The organism is Candidatus Flexifilum breve (genome assembly GCF_016713355.1).
On record NZ_JADJPI010000027.1, the window covers coordinates 1 to 14,558 of the forward strand.

Consider the following 14,558-nt stretch of genomic DNA (forward strand, 5'->3'; position numbering starts at 1 on the left):
TGATGCGCCATTCGTGATCTTGCGTTTGGCGAGCGCCACCGAGAATCGGTACGCGAGATAGAACCAGAGCAGAAGATTGAAACCGAAGATGATCGCTTTGTCGTCCATGCGCTACCCGCTAGCTGTTCAAGTCGAGACCGTGGACGTACGGACGCATCGCCGGCAGCGACGTCGATTCCCCATAGAGCTCCTGCAATCGCCGTGCGCGGGCGACGCGCTGCTGAATGAGCAGAACGAATACCTCCGCTTCCTCATCCTCGGGCGAGTCATTCAAGGCGGTCGAGCGCAAATGCCCACTTCCGGACGAGAGTCCGAGGGCCTGCCAGACTGGCTCTCCCAGGACCGAGCGGATGTCGACTCCTCGATGGTTGAGCAGCAGGTGCGCGATTTCATGTAGCAGCGTGTGCACGCGATGTGCTGGCAGCAAGTGCGTGTTGACGAAAATGTAGTCGGTCGTCGGCGCTGGGACCCATAAACCATAGATTTCCGCCGTAAAGGGAACTCAACGACCTGAATCGGACGTTGGCGCTGCTCTTGCAGGTGCTGGAGGAAGTGCTGGATCTCAAAGGCCGTAAAGTCGTAGTGCAGGCGCTCAATCACCGCCTGCAGCTCGCGTTCGGCACGCTTCAAAGTAATCACTGTGTCCCTCATGAGATAAAAGGCTGAGGGGAAGTATAGAGTTCGACGAGGGAAATAAACAGCCTAGCGAAGCTGTGAATGGTAGGGTTTAGGTACCATTTTGTCAGTCTGTCAAAAGTGAGCATGAGACTGTCAATTTTTGACACGTAAATGGCAAAAAGTCGCACACGAGCATCCGGGCTTTGGATTACTCTGGTGACACGCCGTACCAAGAGGAGACCCAAGATGAATCGAGATGTACCCTTTGCCGCGCGGATCGCCTTTCGACTGCCGCAGGCGCTGTACGACAAGCTGGAAGTCTGGCGGATCAAGAAGATCGTCCATTGGCCAATCTCATCTATACGGTAGTTAAGCAGGCGGTGACTGAACGCGAACGCGCAGAATTAGCCCATGCGGGGGAAACGGGCGAGGCGCGATGAGAACTGCAATGGATATGCCCAATGCCGAACAACTCGTCAAGCGCCTCTTCAAGGTGGCTGAGATCCTGTCCCGAACCCCGGCGCAGGCCGATCCAACATCCATCTACGGAGAAACTGGGGGTGAAAATCACGAAGTAGGCGAAATCGGGTATTGTGAACCTGATGCACGGTTCATGGATACCTGATGGGGTTGGCAGCAAATGGCGTACGACAAGCGGAAACGAGGTGAACCCGTCCCGCCGCAACCGGGATGGGCAGTTTATCTCCGAACGAGCAGTGATGAGAATCAGAAGCCCGAACTCTCGCGTGCCCGGCAGCGGTTTTCGATTGAAGAGAATGTGTTGAAACGTTCGGAGATGCCCGTGTACGACGAATACATCGATGTGCTCACGGGCACAACGCCGAATCGGCCGGAGTACCAGCGCTTGCTGAACGATGCGCGGATGGGCAAGTTCTCCCATGTCATCGTCGAACGTGCTGACCGGTTTGGCCGCAACGACACGGAGGCGATGCGTGCGATTGATGAACTCCATGAATTCGGTGTCGCGGTTCGTTTCGCCAACATGCCGGACATCGACCCGATGCATATGGATCAGCGCGTGTTGGTCACGATGACTTTCACGCTCGCTCGCCGGGAGTCGCAGTTACTCGGCGTGCGCGTGAAAGGTGGCTTACAGGCGAAGCGCCGCTCAGGCGGATATACGAAGCCTAGCGCCCGATGGCTACCTCAACATGTCGGGAAAACGGATCTCGACAAAAAGAAGGAGTTAGGGTCGGTCGATCACTGGATCGAACTTGATCCCGAACGCGCCCCCATCTGGCGGTATGCCTGGGATTCTGCTCAGAGGACAAACTGACTCTGCCGGAAATTGCAGGAAGCGCTTCATGCGCGGGGTTACAGCTATCGGCGTGGACGCCCCTTTGTTGAAATCACGGCGTCAGGTAAGCGAAAGCAGAATATCAATACGCTGTCTACCATTTTCCATAACTGGTCTTATGCTGGCTGGGTGCAGTGAGCGGAATGGGATCGCGCCCAAAACGGTTCGTGGTAACTGGGAACCGTTCATTACGACCGAGGAGTTTGAATGCGGCTGGCTATCCTCGAGCGGCGCAACACCATCGAATGGTTGGACGCAAACAGGATTACCTGTTAGCCAACTTGATCTACTATCAAGCGCCCAGGCAATAAGCCGATTCGGCTCACGGGTTCAACGTCCAACTCCAGTCGTTCTGGTGGTGGTACGCCGTACTACCGAGTCGCGGCAGCCGGTGGCGTGAGTTTTCTGTGTTCCGAAATCGACAAGCGTGTCAGCAAAGAGTTGCAGCGTATTCAGGTTGATCCCGATTTTGTTACCATTGATCCGGGCTGCATACACCTCTGATTTGAATACCAAGATCGGTGGCGCACGCCCTGATGAACGTGCCCGCCTCGAAGCGGTCTTGAAAGCGACTGACGAAGAGGAAGAACCGGACTGCGCGTCTCTATGCAGCGGGCAAGATCAGTGAAGAGATTTGGGATGCGCTTGGGCGGAGTGGCAAGACCGGCGCAATCAGGTGCGCGCGCGCCCTGGAAACCCTAACGGTTAGTCACCAGGTGCACATTGACAACTTGGAAATGGCGCTGCAAATTATCGCGCGGATTGGAATGCTGTATAATGGCTTGGAGCGTAAGGATCAGAAAGAACTCTTGCGCCAAGTTGTAAATCGGGTCGTTGTGAATGATGCAGGAAATGTAGCACTGGAATTGAGGACGCCGTTTGCTTATCTTCGCGATTTGACCAATGAATTCCGGATGGTCAAGAAGCAGAGCAAGCGGGGAAAAGCGGAAAAGAAAACCGACGGTATCACTACCGTCGGTTCTTCAGGAGCATGTTCGAGTCAGCTCCAATCGTGCGGGGAAGACAGGATTCGAACCTGCGATCGGGCGTTACCACCCGATAACCGCTTAGCAGGCGGCCCCATTCGTCCACTCTGGCACCTCCCCATATGCGCGTCGAGCGGAGGGAGTGGGATTCGAACCCACGGTGCCGCGCGAGCGACACGGTGGTTTTCAAGACCACTGCCATAAACCACTCGGCCACCCCTCCTCGGAGGTCGCATATAAAGCGATGATAGCATAACGCGAAAACACGGTCAATGCCGGAAATCGAGCGGAGAGGCGCTATAATAGATCCATTGTCAGCGAGAGCCGCCGCGTGGAGTTATGCAAGACCTACTGGCACAGCTAATCCCGTTTTTCTACATTGGTATTATTATCTATCTTGCGAATCAACAGGCGGCGACTGGACGAGGGGAAACGCTCGTTCGCATGTTGGTTACGAGCATGGCGATTCTGCCCGTTATCTATGCGGCGACCGCGGTGCTCGGCGCTCTTAATCCAGCCATGGACTCAGCATTGCCCGAAATCTCGCTCACGGCGGCATTGATTTCGCTTGTGATCGCTGCAGCCCTTGCGTTGGTTTCACTGGCAGCCGTTCGAGTTCTTCCCTTCCGCGTTGCGCTGCGGCGTGTGTTTGGGGCAGGGTATGATCCGAATTCCCTGGTTCACCTGACCGCGTTCGTGCTGGTCCTCGCGCTGACGTCGGTGACCCTCAGCAACTTTGCCTTGAGTGGAGGGCTAGGTGGATTGGCCGAGGAAATCCAAGCGGATACGAGCGCCATTCCCAGCCTGATCCTTACACAGACGATTTGGATTCTTTCGGCGTTGTTGGGCGTTGGCCTGTTGGTGCGACGGACCCCGCAGCAAGCTGCTGCACGGTTGGGGCTGCGCTTCCCGCGACCAGAAGACTTCAACTGGGGACTAGGTTACGGGCTGCTGTGCTATGTCGGCGTGATCGGCTTCGTGGCGATCTGGGCACTGCTCACCTCGCCAGAGTTGTTTGCGGAACAAACTGCCGCATCACAACAGTTAGTCGGTGTGTTCAGTTCGATCCCGCAGGTATTTGTCCTCAGCATTCTGATCGGTATAGGCGAAGAGGTCTTCTTTCGCGGCGCAATCCAACCCGTGTTTGGCATCGGCTTTACAAGCGTATTTTTCGCTGTGCTGCATACACAGTACACCCTAACACCGGCGACGCTCGCTTTGTTTGGAGTGTCATTGGTGCTCGGTTGGCTGCGCCAGAGGCACAGCACCAGCGCGGCGATCATCGCCCACTTCATCTACAACTTTGTCCAGCTGTTTCTAGGAATTCTCGTCACGTCAACATGAAGAAACTCATTCTGCTGCTCTTCCTCATTGCCTTACCGCTTCACGCTCAGGAAGCGACAGATGAACCCTTTCCGCCGGAGGGGTGGGTGACTGCCGAGCACGGTCAGTTGCGCCTGATCGCGCGGGTTGGGCTCGCCGGATTGCTCCGCGACCTATTCGCCCCAGTCTACGACTTGATGGCGGCTAATACTGGGCGGCAGCCGCGCTTTCAACTGCTGGTGGTGGAAGATGGCCTACTGCCGGGCTGCACTCGTACGGAAACGGGCGAAGCGGTTATTCTGGTAGAGGAGACGCCTGAGCCATGCGCTGTGAGGTTAGTTGATCTGGACGGGTATGATTTACTGGAGCCGGCACCGGGGGAAACGCTGGAGCGGGCCCTTGCGCGGACTCTGCTGGAGCGCTTCTACCCGACGGCGCGATTTCCGGCGTGGTTCGCTTCCGGTCTCGCCGATTTCTATGCGCCATCTTCTAAGGCCGAACGGTTGCTGCAAGTGCGGAATGCAGCTCGGGCGAACCGCTTGTTTTCGCTGCCGGCGCTGGAACAGACGAACGCCGATCCCCTTTGGGAGGCGCAGAGTTATGGTATGATGCTCTACATCCTTGACCAGGCTGGGGTCGGGGCGTTGTTCGCGCTGGCCGCAGATCCTGACGACTTCGCGACCGCCTATCAGCGGCATGTCGGCGAAGCCTACGCAGCGCTGCTCCCGAACTGGCAGAACTGGATTTTCACGCGCGCGGCTGAGATCGCGCACGGCATCACGCCGTACCAGTTGCCGACCCTGGCGCCGACCGCGACCCTTCCGCCCACGGCGACGGTGACCGCCACCACCGCACCGACCGCGACTGCCACCCTTGCCGCCACGTCGACGCAATCGCGCGCACCGACCGTCACACCGTCGCGCACCTGGACTCCGTATCCCGCCACCGTGACGCCGCGTCCGCCGGGCAGCCCCCTCATCGCGCCGACGGAAACGCCGAGCGCGCCGCAGTCGACCGGACTGCCGCAGCCGAATGTGGTCACACTCTTGATTGTTGTGCTGGTTATCCTGATTGTTGTATATGTAGTACTGAGTTACCGACGATGATTGATCTCTACAATTTAACCCTCGAGCAACTCGCGGATTTGCTGGCCAGTTGGGGTGAAGCCCGCTTTCGTGCCAAGCAGATCTGGACGTGGTTGTACGATAAACGCGTGGCTTCACTGGACGCGATGAGCAATTTACCGAAAAGCCTGCGCGAACGTCTGCATGCCGAGACAACGCTCGGAACTTTGACATTGGCCGCTGAGCAGGAGAGCGCCGATGGCACACTCAAGCGGTTGTACCAACTCGCCGACGGGCAGTTGATCGAATCGGTGCTGATGGAATATGACGATGATCGGCGGACGGCCTGCATTTCGACGCAGGCGGGCTGCGCGATGGGCTGCGTGTTCTGCGCGACCGGGCAGATGGGCTTCAGCCGTCATCTGACCGGCAGCGAGATTTTTGAGCAGGCGCTGTACTTCGCGCGCGATCTCGAAGCGCGCGGTGAACGCCTGAGCAACATTGTGCTGATGGGTATGGGCGAACCGTTCCATAACTATGAGGCATCGCTTGAAGCGGTGCGCCGCCTGATGAGCGACCTGGGTATTGGCGCGCGCCACATCACCGTGAGCACGGTCGGCCTCGTGCCGATGATCAAGCGCTTTGCTGACGAGGGGTTGCAGGTCAAGCTGGCGGTGAGTCTGCACGCGGCAACCGACGACGAGCGCAGCGCTTTGCTGCCTGTCAACCGTCGCTACCCATTGAGTGAACTCATTCAGGCGTGTCGCGAGTATGTTGAGAAGTCCGGGCGGCGTATGACGTTTGAATGGACGCTGATTCAGGGCGAAAACGACACGCCGGAGCAAGCGCACACGCTCGGTCAACTGCTGCGCGGGCTGAAGTGTCACGTCAACGTCATTCCGCTCAACCCGACCGGTGGCTACCACGGCGGACCATCGGCGGGGGGGCGCATAGAGGCGTTCATCGCGATTCTCAGCGAGTACGGCGTGCCGGCGACCATGCGCATTCGCCGTGGCATTGATATCGCGGCAGGCTGCGGTCAGCTCAAGTCGGAAGTGGTCAAGCGCCAGCGCGTGAAATCGGTCACCGTGGTTGAGGATGCGCAGGACGCCGAGCAATAGATGGCGTCCTCCATACAACCCTAAATTATACTTCCCTGCATCTCCGCGGGCGGTTTGATTCCCATGCGGGTGAGCAGGGTGGGGGCGATATCCATGAGCTGATGCCCGCGCACCTCACCACGTCCGCGCTTGGACGGATCAACGAGGATGAACATGCCCTGTGGCGCGTGGTTGGCGTCGTCAGGACCGGTATCGTTTTCGAGCGTGAAATGCTGACCATGTCCGAAGCTGCCCACTGCCCGCCAGTGCAATTCCCCGAAATAGACCATCAAATCCGGCGCGATCCCGTTGACCTGCTGATAAATCTCGGCGGGTTTGTAGATCTGATGGTTGAGCGGTTGCCCCTGATCACCGGGAATGCTGCGAATGGCCGCGGCGAGGTCGTCGCGTACGGATTCATAGTCCGCTGCGGGAATGATCCCGTGTGGTTCGCGCCCGGCAACGTTGAGGAACACGCGCCCATAGTAACCGCCGCTCGCCCACGCTTTCGTCTGTGACCAGTCAATGTCAGCGTCGTCAAAGCGTGTGATCTGGCCCGCGGGCGGCGGCGTTTTGAGTGTCAGCCAACCGTTTCGCCACAGCCACTCGTTGATGCAGATGCCGCCATCCATGCGCGCCACGCCGTGATCGCTCACGATTAGGATGAGGGTATCATCACCCGCGGCGGCGATGAGTTCAGCGGCGAACGTGTCCATGAGTTTGTAGTAGTCGCGGATCACGTGCTCAAACGGATTGCCGGGGGTGTACAAGCGATGCAGCGGATCGTGATAGCGCCAGAAACCGTGATGTACGCGATCCACGCCGATGTTGACATGCATGAAGAAGTCCCAATCCCGCACTGTGAGCAGGTGCTTGACGAGCTTCATCTGCTTCTCGGTCATGGCGTAGAGATCGCGCAGCAAGCGCTCTTTGTCGTTGGTACGGAAGTTCTTCACATCGAAAGCGTACTCTGGCACGACGCGCAGCACTTCGGTCTTGAGCGCGGCGGGGTAGGTAAAGGCGCTGTCGAGGTTAGGGGTGAGAAAGTCCGTCACCATAGCGCCGTTGAGCGGGCGGGCCGGAAAGGTCTGCGGCACATTGAGGATGATCGACGTTTTGTCCGGCAGGTAATCCCACAAGCGCTTCACTTTGATCGCGTCGCCATTCGCCACACCGAGTTCCTTGTAGCTGTAGTCCGTGCGGTTGCGGAAGCCGTACACGCCGAGCACGCCGGGGTCGCGGCTGGAGAGCATACTTGACCAGGCAGGTACGGTAATACACGGAATTGAGGACTCGAGTTCACCCCACGTGCCCGCTGACATCAAGCGGCTGAACGTCGGGAGATCGGCTTTGAACTGGTTGAAGATGAGATCCGGGCTGGCGCAGTCTAAGCCGAGCACGAGGACGCGCTTCGGTTTGCGGCGGAACACGTTGAACATAGGGGATAGCCATTAGCGATTAGCGGTTAGCGAAAAAACTAGCCTGAAATGATGCCCACGCACAGGCGGCAAGATTAGTTTTTAGAGGGATTTTGATGCTGTGCTCAAGCAAGGTCCCGACAGTCCGAGTGTAGGGGCAGACCGATGTGTCTGCCCATTTTCGGGCGCAGCCCCTCTATCCATCTGCCGTCGCTGTCAACTGCCTACAGAATGCGCTGGCCGAACAGACTCGCGGCGAGTTCGACGGCGATGCGCGCTGTACGATTGTTGTTATCCAGAATCGGATTGACTTCGACGATATCGAGCGTGCGCGTGCGGCCATCATCTGCGAGCATTTCGAGCAGCAGATGTGCTTCCCGGTAGGTGAGCCCGCCGGGGACGGGCGTGCCGACGCCGGGCGCGTGCCGCGGATCGAGCGCATCCATGTCGAGGCTGACGTGCAGCACATCGACATTGCCGAGCGCATTCAAGGCGGCGCTGACGACGGTCGCCATGCCGTTCTCGTCGATGTCGCGCATCGTGAACACTTTGACGCCCGCTTCGCGCATGGCACGTTTTTCCTCGGGGTCGAGGTCGCGGATGCCGATGAAGACGATCTGATCCGGGCGCAAGCGCTGATTGCCGACGGTGAGCACGGGCGGGCATTGGCCCATCAGCGCGGCGACGACCATCCCGTGCACGTTGCCGGAGGGTGAAGTTTCGGGCGTGTTGAAGTCACCGTGCGCGTCGATCCACAGCACGCCGACTTTCTGCGGGCGATCCAGCGCGGCGGCAACGGTGCCGAGCGCGATACTGTGATCGCCGCCGAGACAGATGCCGATGCTGCCGTCCGTGATGACCTGCAGCATGTGATCGTGAATGCTGGTGCAGATCTGCCCGATGGCATGCGCGTTATACGCGCGCTCGTCCAGCGGATTCGGTTCAATCTGCTCCAAGACGGGCACGCTGATATTCCCGTGATCGGTGACGTTATAGCCGAGTTTCGCCAAGCGATCCTGTAAACCCGCATAGCGAATGGCGCTCGGGCCCATGTCCACGCCGCGCCGCTTTTGCCCTAAGTCCATGGGAGCACCGTAAATACAGATACTTTTCATGCCTGCGCGTCCACCTTGCTGATGCGTCGTCCGATCATGACGAGAATGATGCTCAAGCCGTAGAGCGCCATGAGCGGCCCCATGACGAGGAACATGTTCACCGGATCAACTGTCGGGGTGATGAAGGCCGCGGCCACGGCGGACGCGATGATCGCGATGCGCCAGTTGCGCGCCAGCGTGCGCGCTTCGACCATCCCCATCAACGCCAGTACGAAGAAGATCAGTGGGGTTTCGAAGGCGACACCCATCCAGAAGACGAGCGCGGTCACAAAACCGAGATAGCCGTCCGCCGTCCACTCCGCTTTGAACGTTTCTGATTGAAAGCCCTGCAGGAAGTCGAGCGCGGGTGGGATGAGGATCGTCCACGCAAAGATCACGCCGATCAGGAAAAGCAGCGTGATCGCCGGGATGGCGCGAAACAGGTATTTCTTCTCCTGCTTGGTCATGCCGGGGATGATGAACAGCAGCAGTTGATAGGTCGTCGCCGGAATGGAGATGATCGCGCCGATCATCAGCGTCACGCGGAAGAATGAGATCACCGAGCCGGTGGGGTCGAGGATTTGGAAGCGTTCGCCGTAGGGCTGGCGCAGAAATTCGAGGATCGGTTGGGTGAGCGGCAGCGCGATCACGATGCCGATAATGAGGGCAATGGCAGCGCGAGTGAGCGTTGTGCGGAGATCGTCGAGATGCTCCAGCAAGCTCATGCGCAGCTCGTGCCCGTCTTCGATCTCCTCTTCCGGTACAACCGGAGGCGGAGGCGGGGTTTTAGGCTTGATCTGCGAGGTCATCCGCGTCCTCCTTTTGCTGCAACTGCGTCAGATACTCGGCGTCGTCGGCCAGTGAACCGAGCACGCCGTTGACGAAACTGGGCGTTCCGTCTGCGCCAAAGACCTTAGCCAATTCGACCGCTTCATCAATGGCGACGCCAACGGGCGTGCGCTCGCTGACCGCGAACTCGTAGATTGCCATGCGCAGGATATTGCGATCCACGACGGCCAGTTGTTCGAGCGGGTATTCCGAGGCGTACCGCGTGATCGCGGCGTCGATGGCCGGGCGGTGCTCCATCACACCGACGACGAGTTCGCGTACGAATTTGGCCGCTTTCTCGCCGGGCTGCTGGACCTGTAGGTGGATAGCAATGACGTTCCCCGGTTTATGGGTGGTGGTATCGATCTCGTAAAGGATTTGCAGCGCGATCCGCCGAGCGAGACTGCGGGCATCGAGCGGTGCGTCTGGCGCGAGATCATCGTGTGGTAAGTCGCTCACGCTGATTGTCTCTCCAAGAAAACGGACTCAGTGTACTCCAAAGCGCGCCATTTGCCTACTCTGGGATATAGCGGCGGCGCAAAGCGACTTTTCGACCCCACCCCGAATTCAGGGAGGAAAGCCAACAGCCGTGCAAGCTGGCAGTGATTCAGGCTTAATCCCCAATTTGCCGTGTCTGGTCGGGGAGGCGCGGCGTGGCTTTGCCTTCGAGGTACTGCTCGGTCTCTTCCTGCCAATGGCGGTCGAGCAGCCATTCGTTGAGCTGCGCGCACAGTTCCGCGCTGAGCAGGAAGATCGAGGCGATCAGGTACGCCCAGAAGAGCAGAATGATCGCCGTGGAGAGCGTGCCGTAGATGAACTGGTAGTTGGCGATGTTGGTCAGATACCAGCTAAACGCCCACTTCGCCAGCTCCCAGCCGACTCCGCCGAAGATCGCCGCAGGCCACACGGCGTCCCAGTGGACACGCCGCGCCGGGACGTAGCGAAAGAGCAGGGCGAAGATCACCATGTTGAGCCCGAGCGGCAGGAAGATCGTGCCGATGTTGAGCCACAGGCTGGGACGTTCCAGCAGCAGCGCGCCGACCAGGCGCAGCGCCGCCGAGGTGAGGAAGGAGGTCGCCAGCAAAATGATCAGCACCATCGCCATGATGACCGCGACGAGCCGTTGATGCCAGATGCTGCGGCTGGACGGCACATGGAAGATGAAGTCGAGCGAAGAGGTGATATTGGAGAACAGCCCCAAGCCCGACCAGATCAGGCCGAGCACGGCGATCAGGCTGAAGGAGGCGCCTTGTTCCAGCGCTTGCGTGAGGTTGTCCTCAAAGAGCTGAAGCGTTTGCGTTGCCCCGGCGGGCAAAAAGGGCTCAATGCCGAATTCGATCTGCTGCGCGGCGATCACAGGTTCGAACACAGGGGTGACCACGCGGCTGAGCACAACTGCGAACAGCAGCGTGAGCGGAAACACGGAGAAGATGGCGTAGTAGGAGAGCGCCGCCGCCTGCCGCGCGCCATAGCTGAAGAAATTGGAGATCGCCCGCGCGAGGTACGTAGGAAGTGCCCGCGTCATGGCCGGGTGCGCCGCCCACCATGAATCGACGCGCTGCCCCCAGTGGTGGATGCGTTTCCTCAGCATAGCTGCTCCCGTAATCCGCAGTGCAACATGCTTCTATACTACCACACGTGGGAGTTATGCTACTATTGATTCCATGTCATCGTGAAGGAGACGCTCTCGTGGACAATCTCAACTTCCAGCAGGTCATGTCGTATCTCCTGCCTACGCCACAGTTCATTGTTTTTGATATTCTGCTCTATATCATTTTCTTTCTGGCGCTGCTCGCGCTGTTTACGACCCCGGACAAGAATATGATCCCCACGCTGCTGATCGCGGGCGTGCTGCTGTTCGTCATTGTCGCCAAGCTGAGCACGGCGGCTATCGTCAAGCCGGGCGCGCCCATCTTCGAAAAGAAAGATTTCGGCATGTACGTGATCAATGTAGGGATGCTGGTCTTCCCCTTGATCGCCGTGGGGATGACGCGCAAGCCGAAGTCCAGCTCCAAAATCCGTTCGACGCCCTTCGCGATCATGGCGGGGCTGCTCGGTGCGGTGTATTTCTTCATGTTCTGGCTTGTGCACCAGCGGATTTAACCCATGAGCGAATCGTTTATCCTTGGCGTGAACTATTGGCCGCGCCGCAAAGCGATGTACTGGTGGTCAGACTTTGACGCGGGCGAAGTGCGCGAAGAATTCGCCGTGATCCGTGACCTCGGCATGACGGTGGTGCGCATCTTCCTGCTGTGGGACGACTGGCAGCCGACGCCGGACAGCGTGTCGGCGGACTGCCTGCGCAACCTCGGCACCGTGCTGGATATCGCGGCGGAGCATGGTCTCGGCCTCGATGTGACCTTTTTCACCGGGCACATGAGCGGCCCGAACTGGTCGCCCAAGTGGCTGCTCGACCCGAACGAGCCGCCGATTGGCCAGGACAAGCTGGTGAGCGGCGGCGAGATCGTCAACATTGGCTACCGCAACAGCTACATCGATCCCGTGGCGCGGGCGGCGCAGCGCTTGCAGGTGCGGACGGTGGTCGATGCCTATAAGGATCACCCCGGCGTGTGGATGTGGAATCTCGGCAATGAGCCGGATTTGTTCGCCATCCCGCCCGACGAAGCGACCGCCATCGGCTGGCTCACCGAGATGCGCGATCTCATCAAGGGGCTCGACCCGCAGCATCTGCTGACGTGCGGCTTGCATTCCGCCAGCCTGTTCGACAACCGCCCGCATCGCATCCACCAGACGTTCAATCTGATGGACGTGCCGGTGATGCACTCCTATCCACAGTACATCCATGTCGTGCGCGACCCGCTCGACCCCGATTGGGTGCCGTACACCTGCGCGCTGACCTCGGCGCTGTGCGGCAAGCCGACGCTCATGGAAGAGTTCGGCGGGTGCACCAACGCGCCGGGGAAGCCGTCGGAGATCTGGAAGTGGCAGCCGTATGGTGAGGATCGCGAAGTGCTGATGGCGTCGGAAGACGAGTTCGCCGCGTACATCGAAGCCGTGCTGCCCAAGCTGGTCGAAGTGGGCGCGACGGGGGCGATGATGTGGTGCTACGCCGATTACATCCCCGAACTGTGGGACAAGCCGCCGTGCCGCGACTCGTGGCACGAACGCTTCTTCGGCTTGGTGCGCCCGGATGGCACGCTCAAGCCGCACGCCGAGGTGATCAAGCGCTTCGCGGCGACCCAGCCGACCGTGCAGCCTGCGCAGCGCACGGTGACGCTCGACATCACGCCGGACGCGTTCTACGAGGAACCGGCACTGCACACGATTCGCCTGTACGAGCAGTACAAGCCCGGTGGCATCCGGTTGGAGTTTTAGGCAGCTTCAGCCGCCAACAGAGGACTGAGGTTCGAGGACTGAGGACTGAGTAGGGACGCCAACCATGGCGTCCTTTTTTGTTTGGACAGGGAAACACGGACGCGATGTAGCGCGTCCCTACCATTTCCGCTCGATAACGGGTTCACGCTATAATAGGCGGTAATATCCGTTCCTGTTCTCAAATAACGCCCATGCCCAAAATCTTCATCAGTCACAGCAGCAAAGACAATGACTTCACCGCGAAACTCGCTGACGCGCTCCGTGAACACGGCGCAGAGGTGTGGATCGATTTGGCTGACATTCCAGCAGGGATGAAATGGAGTAAAGCGATTCAACAGGGGCTGGACTGGGGCGAATTGATGCTCCTCATCGTCACGCCCGACTCGATGGCCTCGGAGAACGTGGCAGATGAATGGGAATACTACCACCAGAAAAAGAAACCGATCATTCCGGTGTGGTGGAAACCCGCTGAAATGCCGTTTCAACTGCATCGTTTGCAGTACGTCGACTTCCATCAGCGTGACTTTGACGTCGCCCTGACAAAACTCGGCGCGGAGTTGATGCGTTTAGGGTTTGCATGGCCGACCCCACCCCCGGCCATCTCCCGAATTCAAGAAGGGGAGCTAGCAGACTCGGCCTTCCAGACACCCAGAGGGACGAAGCATGCCTCGTCTGAAGAACCCCAAAAAGATACGCGTCAATTCCCGATCATCATCAAACCGGATTGGGTCGGCAAAATCATACCGGAACCGTTCGAGTGGTGTGCGATTCCTTCTGGGCAAGTTACGCTTGAGCCTAAGGGCTATTTGAAACAAGCCCAGAACTTCAATATTCCCGAGTTCCGAATTTCGCGCTATCCGATTACTAATGAGCAATTCGATGTTTTTGTAAATTCATCTGACGGATGGTGTGACGATGGTTGGTGGAACTTTTCAAAAGACGCCCGGATGTGGCGAGCAGAGTACCCCAAGTCTGTGGCTGCAGATCACCTATTGTGTGGTGAATGCCCACGTGAAAATGTAACATGGTTTTCAGCGGTAGCATTTACCCGTTGGCTAAAAGCTCAGGTAAATGAAAACATAGAATTACCCACCGAACAGCAATGGCAACGTGCAGCTCAGGGTGATGATAAGCGGATTTTTCCTTGGGGAAATAACTGGGACAATGATTTTTGCAGTAACAAATTGGCCGATGCCCATCCAGAGACTACTACCAAAGTTACTCGATATCTGCACGGGGCGAGTCCCTATGGAGTGATTGACATGGTCGGTAACGTATGGGAATGGTGTTTGACAAACTGGGAGAGTGGGCAGGTTGATTTGCGAGGAGCTGTTGCCCGTGTCCTACGAGGTGGTTGCTGGTTTTACGACTCTGAACAACTTGGTGTTAGTTTTCGTTGGTGGGCTACTCCTGAGTATTGGGATGATAATTACGGGTTTCGTTGCGCACAATCCCCCTAATTGCCGAAAAACA

The 14,558-nt window shown here is 58.4% G+C and carries 16 protein-coding genes and 2 tRNA genes; 10 read left to right on the forward strand and 8 right to left on the reverse strand.

The annotated features are described in order from the left end of the window. Positions 1 to 118: 118 nt before the first annotated feature. Complete coding sequence (locus IPK17_RS21225) at positions 119 to 484, reverse strand: ImmA/IrrE family metallo-endopeptidase (RefSeq protein WP_343419781.1); 366 nt, start codon at positions 482 to 484, stop codon at positions 119 to 121. Between the two features lie 38 nt (positions 485 to 522). Here IPK17_RS21225 and IPK17_RS21230 point away from each other — a divergent pair, with 38 nt between their 5' ends. The 4 genes from IPK17_RS21230 (at position 523) to IPK17_RS21245 (ending at position 1,915) form a co-directional block, all read left to right on the forward strand. Continuing rightward, a complete protein-coding gene (locus tag IPK17_RS21230; RefSeq protein ID WP_343419700.1) occupies positions 523 to 666 on the forward strand; it encodes a hypothetical protein in 144 nt (47 codons plus the stop codon). A 198-nt stretch (positions 667 to 864) separates the two neighbouring features. Further along, complete coding sequence (locus tag IPK17_RS21235; protein WP_343419701.1) at positions 865 to 987, forward strand: hypothetical protein; 123 nt, start codon at positions 865 to 867, stop codon at positions 985 to 987. A 79-nt stretch (positions 988 to 1,066) separates the two neighbouring features. Continuing rightward, entirely contained in the window at positions 1,067 to 1,243 is a 177-nt protein-coding gene (locus tag IPK17_RS21240) for a hypothetical protein (protein WP_343419702.1), read from the forward strand. Between the two features lie 15 nt (positions 1,244 to 1,258). Then, positions 1,259 to 1,915: a recombinase family protein gene (locus IPK17_RS21245; protein ID WP_343419703.1), complete on the forward strand. Its 657-nt coding sequence runs from the start codon at positions 1,259 to 1,261 to the stop codon at positions 1,913 to 1,915. 1,036 nt (positions 1,916 to 2,951) lie between these two features. Here the strand turns inward: IPK17_RS21245 and IPK17_RS21250 are convergent. Both IPK17_RS21250 and IPK17_RS21255 read right to left on the reverse strand, forming a co-directional pair. Then, positions 2,952 to 3,042 (reverse strand) — tRNA-Ser (locus IPK17_RS21250). Positions 3,043 to 3,056: 14 nt separating this feature from the next. Beyond that, positions 3,057 to 3,145: transfer RNA gene (locus IPK17_RS21255), tRNA-Ser, on the reverse strand. A gap of 116 nt (positions 3,146 to 3,261) precedes the next feature. Between IPK17_RS21255 and IPK17_RS21260 the strand changes: the two genes are divergently transcribed. Genes IPK17_RS21260 through rlmN form a run of 3 tightly spaced genes read left to right on the forward strand, consistent with a single transcriptional unit; the run spans position 3,262 to position 6,430 of the window. After that, positions 3,262 to 4,266 carry a CPBP family intramembrane glutamic endopeptidase gene (locus IPK17_RS21260; RefSeq protein WP_343419704.1) on the forward strand — a complete coding sequence of 335 codons (1,005 nt, stop codon included), beginning with the start codon at positions 3,262 to 3,264 and terminating at the stop codon, positions 4,264 to 4,266. Then, a complete protein-coding gene (locus tag IPK17_RS21265; protein ID WP_343419705.1) occupies positions 4,263 to 5,351 on the forward strand; it encodes a hypothetical protein in 1,089 nt (362 codons plus the stop codon). Before IPK17_RS21260 ends, IPK17_RS21265 begins: the two co-directional genes overlap by 4 nt. Then, positions 5,348 to 6,430, forward strand: coding sequence for a dual-specificity RNA methyltransferase RlmN (gene rlmN / locus IPK17_RS21270; RefSeq protein ID WP_343419706.1), 1,083 nt, complete (start codon positions 5,348 to 5,350; stop codon positions 6,428 to 6,430). Before IPK17_RS21265 ends, rlmN begins: the two co-directional genes overlap by 4 nt. A 20-nt stretch (positions 6,431 to 6,450) precedes the next feature. Here the strand turns inward: rlmN and IPK17_RS21275 are convergent, their stop codons facing one another. The 5 genes from IPK17_RS21275 to IPK17_RS21295 all read right to left on the reverse strand — a co-directional run bounded on the left by IPK17_RS21275 (position 6,451) and on the right by IPK17_RS21295 (position 11,340). Continuing rightward, positions 6,451 to 7,848 (reverse strand): alkaline phosphatase family protein, encoded by a 1,398-nt coding sequence (locus tag IPK17_RS21275; RefSeq protein WP_343419707.1) that lies wholly within the window; start codon positions 7,846 to 7,848, stop codon positions 6,451 to 6,453. Between the two features lie 203 nt (positions 7,849 to 8,051). Continuing rightward, entirely contained in the window at positions 8,052 to 8,942 is an 891-nt protein-coding gene (gene rocF, locus IPK17_RS21280; protein WP_343419708.1) for an arginase, read from the reverse strand. Continuing rightward, positions 8,939 to 9,730 carry a twin-arginine translocase subunit TatC gene (gene tatC / locus IPK17_RS21285; RefSeq protein WP_343419709.1) on the reverse strand — a complete coding sequence of 264 codons (792 nt, stop codon included), beginning with the start codon at positions 9,728 to 9,730 and terminating at the stop codon, positions 8,939 to 8,941. Before tatC ends, rocF begins: the two co-directional genes overlap by 4 nt. After that, positions 9,708 to 10,208: a transcription antitermination factor NusB gene (nusB, locus tag IPK17_RS21290; RefSeq protein WP_343419710.1), complete on the reverse strand. Its 501-nt coding sequence runs from the start codon at positions 10,206 to 10,208 to the stop codon at positions 9,708 to 9,710. The genes tatC and nusB overlap by 23 nt, the downstream gene beginning before the upstream one ends. Before the next feature lie 154 nt (positions 10,209 to 10,362). Then, positions 10,363 to 11,340 (reverse strand): YihY/virulence factor BrkB family protein, encoded by a 978-nt coding sequence (locus IPK17_RS21295; RefSeq protein WP_343419711.1) that lies wholly within the window; start codon positions 11,338 to 11,340, stop codon positions 10,363 to 10,365. Between the two features lie 98 nt (positions 11,341 to 11,438). Here IPK17_RS21295 and IPK17_RS21300 point away from each other — a divergent pair, with 98 nt between their 5' ends. From IPK17_RS21300 to IPK17_RS21310, 3 genes are all read left to right on the forward strand, one after another. Continuing rightward, positions 11,439 to 11,852 (forward strand): hypothetical protein, encoded by a 414-nt coding sequence (locus tag IPK17_RS21300; protein WP_343419712.1) that lies wholly within the window; start codon positions 11,439 to 11,441, stop codon positions 11,850 to 11,852. 3 nt (positions 11,853 to 11,855) lie between these two features. Further along, positions 11,856 to 13,085, forward strand: a complete 1,230-nt coding sequence (locus IPK17_RS21305) for a glycoside hydrolase 5 family protein (protein WP_343419713.1) — start codon at positions 11,856 to 11,858, stop codon at positions 13,083 to 13,085. A 191-nt stretch (positions 13,086 to 13,276) separates the two neighbouring features. Continuing rightward, positions 13,277 to 14,545 (forward strand): SUMF1/EgtB/PvdO family nonheme iron enzyme, encoded by a 1,269-nt coding sequence (locus tag IPK17_RS21310; protein WP_343419714.1) that lies wholly within the window; start codon positions 13,277 to 13,279, stop codon positions 14,543 to 14,545. Positions 14,546 to 14,558: the final 13 nt, after the last annotated feature.

What these genes read in the sequence shown, in the direction of transcription:
- IPK17_RS21235 (WP_343419701.1), top strand. Translation starts at nt 865, where the DNA reads ATGAATCGAGATGTACCCTTTGCCGCGCGGATCGCCTTTCGACTGCCG.
- IPK17_RS21240 (WP_343419702.1), top strand. Translation starts at nt 1,067, where the DNA reads ATGGATATGCCCAATGCCGAACAACTCGTCAAGCGCCTCTTCAAGGTG.
- IPK17_RS21245 (WP_343419703.1), top strand. Translation starts at nt 1,259, where the DNA reads ATGGCGTACGACAAGCGGAAACGAGGTGAACCCGTCCCGCCGCAACCG.
- IPK17_RS21260 (WP_343419704.1), top strand. Translation starts at nt 3,262, where the DNA reads ATGCAAGACCTACTGGCACAGCTAATCCCGTTTTTCTACATTGGTATT.
- IPK17_RS21265 (WP_343419705.1), top strand. Translation starts at nt 4,263, where the DNA reads ATGAAGAAACTCATTCTGCTGCTCTTCCTCATTGCCTTACCGCTTCAC.
- rlmN (WP_343419706.1), top strand. Translation starts at nt 5,348, where the DNA reads ATGATTGATCTCTACAATTTAACCCTCGAGCAACTCGCGGATTTGCTG.
- IPK17_RS21275 (WP_343419707.1), bottom strand. Translation starts at nt 7,848, where the DNA reads ATGTTCAACGTGTTCCGCCGCAAACCGAAGCGCGTCCTCGTGCTCGGC.
- rocF (WP_343419708.1), bottom strand. Translation starts at nt 8,942, where the DNA reads ATGAAAAGTATCTGTATTTACGGTGCTCCCATGGACTTAGGGCAAAAG.
- tatC (WP_343419709.1), bottom strand. Translation starts at nt 9,730, where the DNA reads ATGACCTCGCAGATCAAGCCTAAAACCCCGCCTCCGCCTCCGGTTGTA.
- IPK17_RS21295 (WP_343419711.1), bottom strand. Translation starts at nt 11,340, where the DNA reads ATGCTGAGGAAACGCATCCACCACTGGGGGCAGCGCGTCGATTCATGG.
- IPK17_RS21305 (WP_343419713.1), top strand. Translation starts at nt 11,856, where the DNA reads ATGAGCGAATCGTTTATCCTTGGCGTGAACTATTGGCCGCGCCGCAAA.
- IPK17_RS21310 (WP_343419714.1), top strand. Translation starts at nt 13,277, where the DNA reads ATGCCCAAAATCTTCATCAGTCACAGCAGCAAAGACAATGACTTCACC.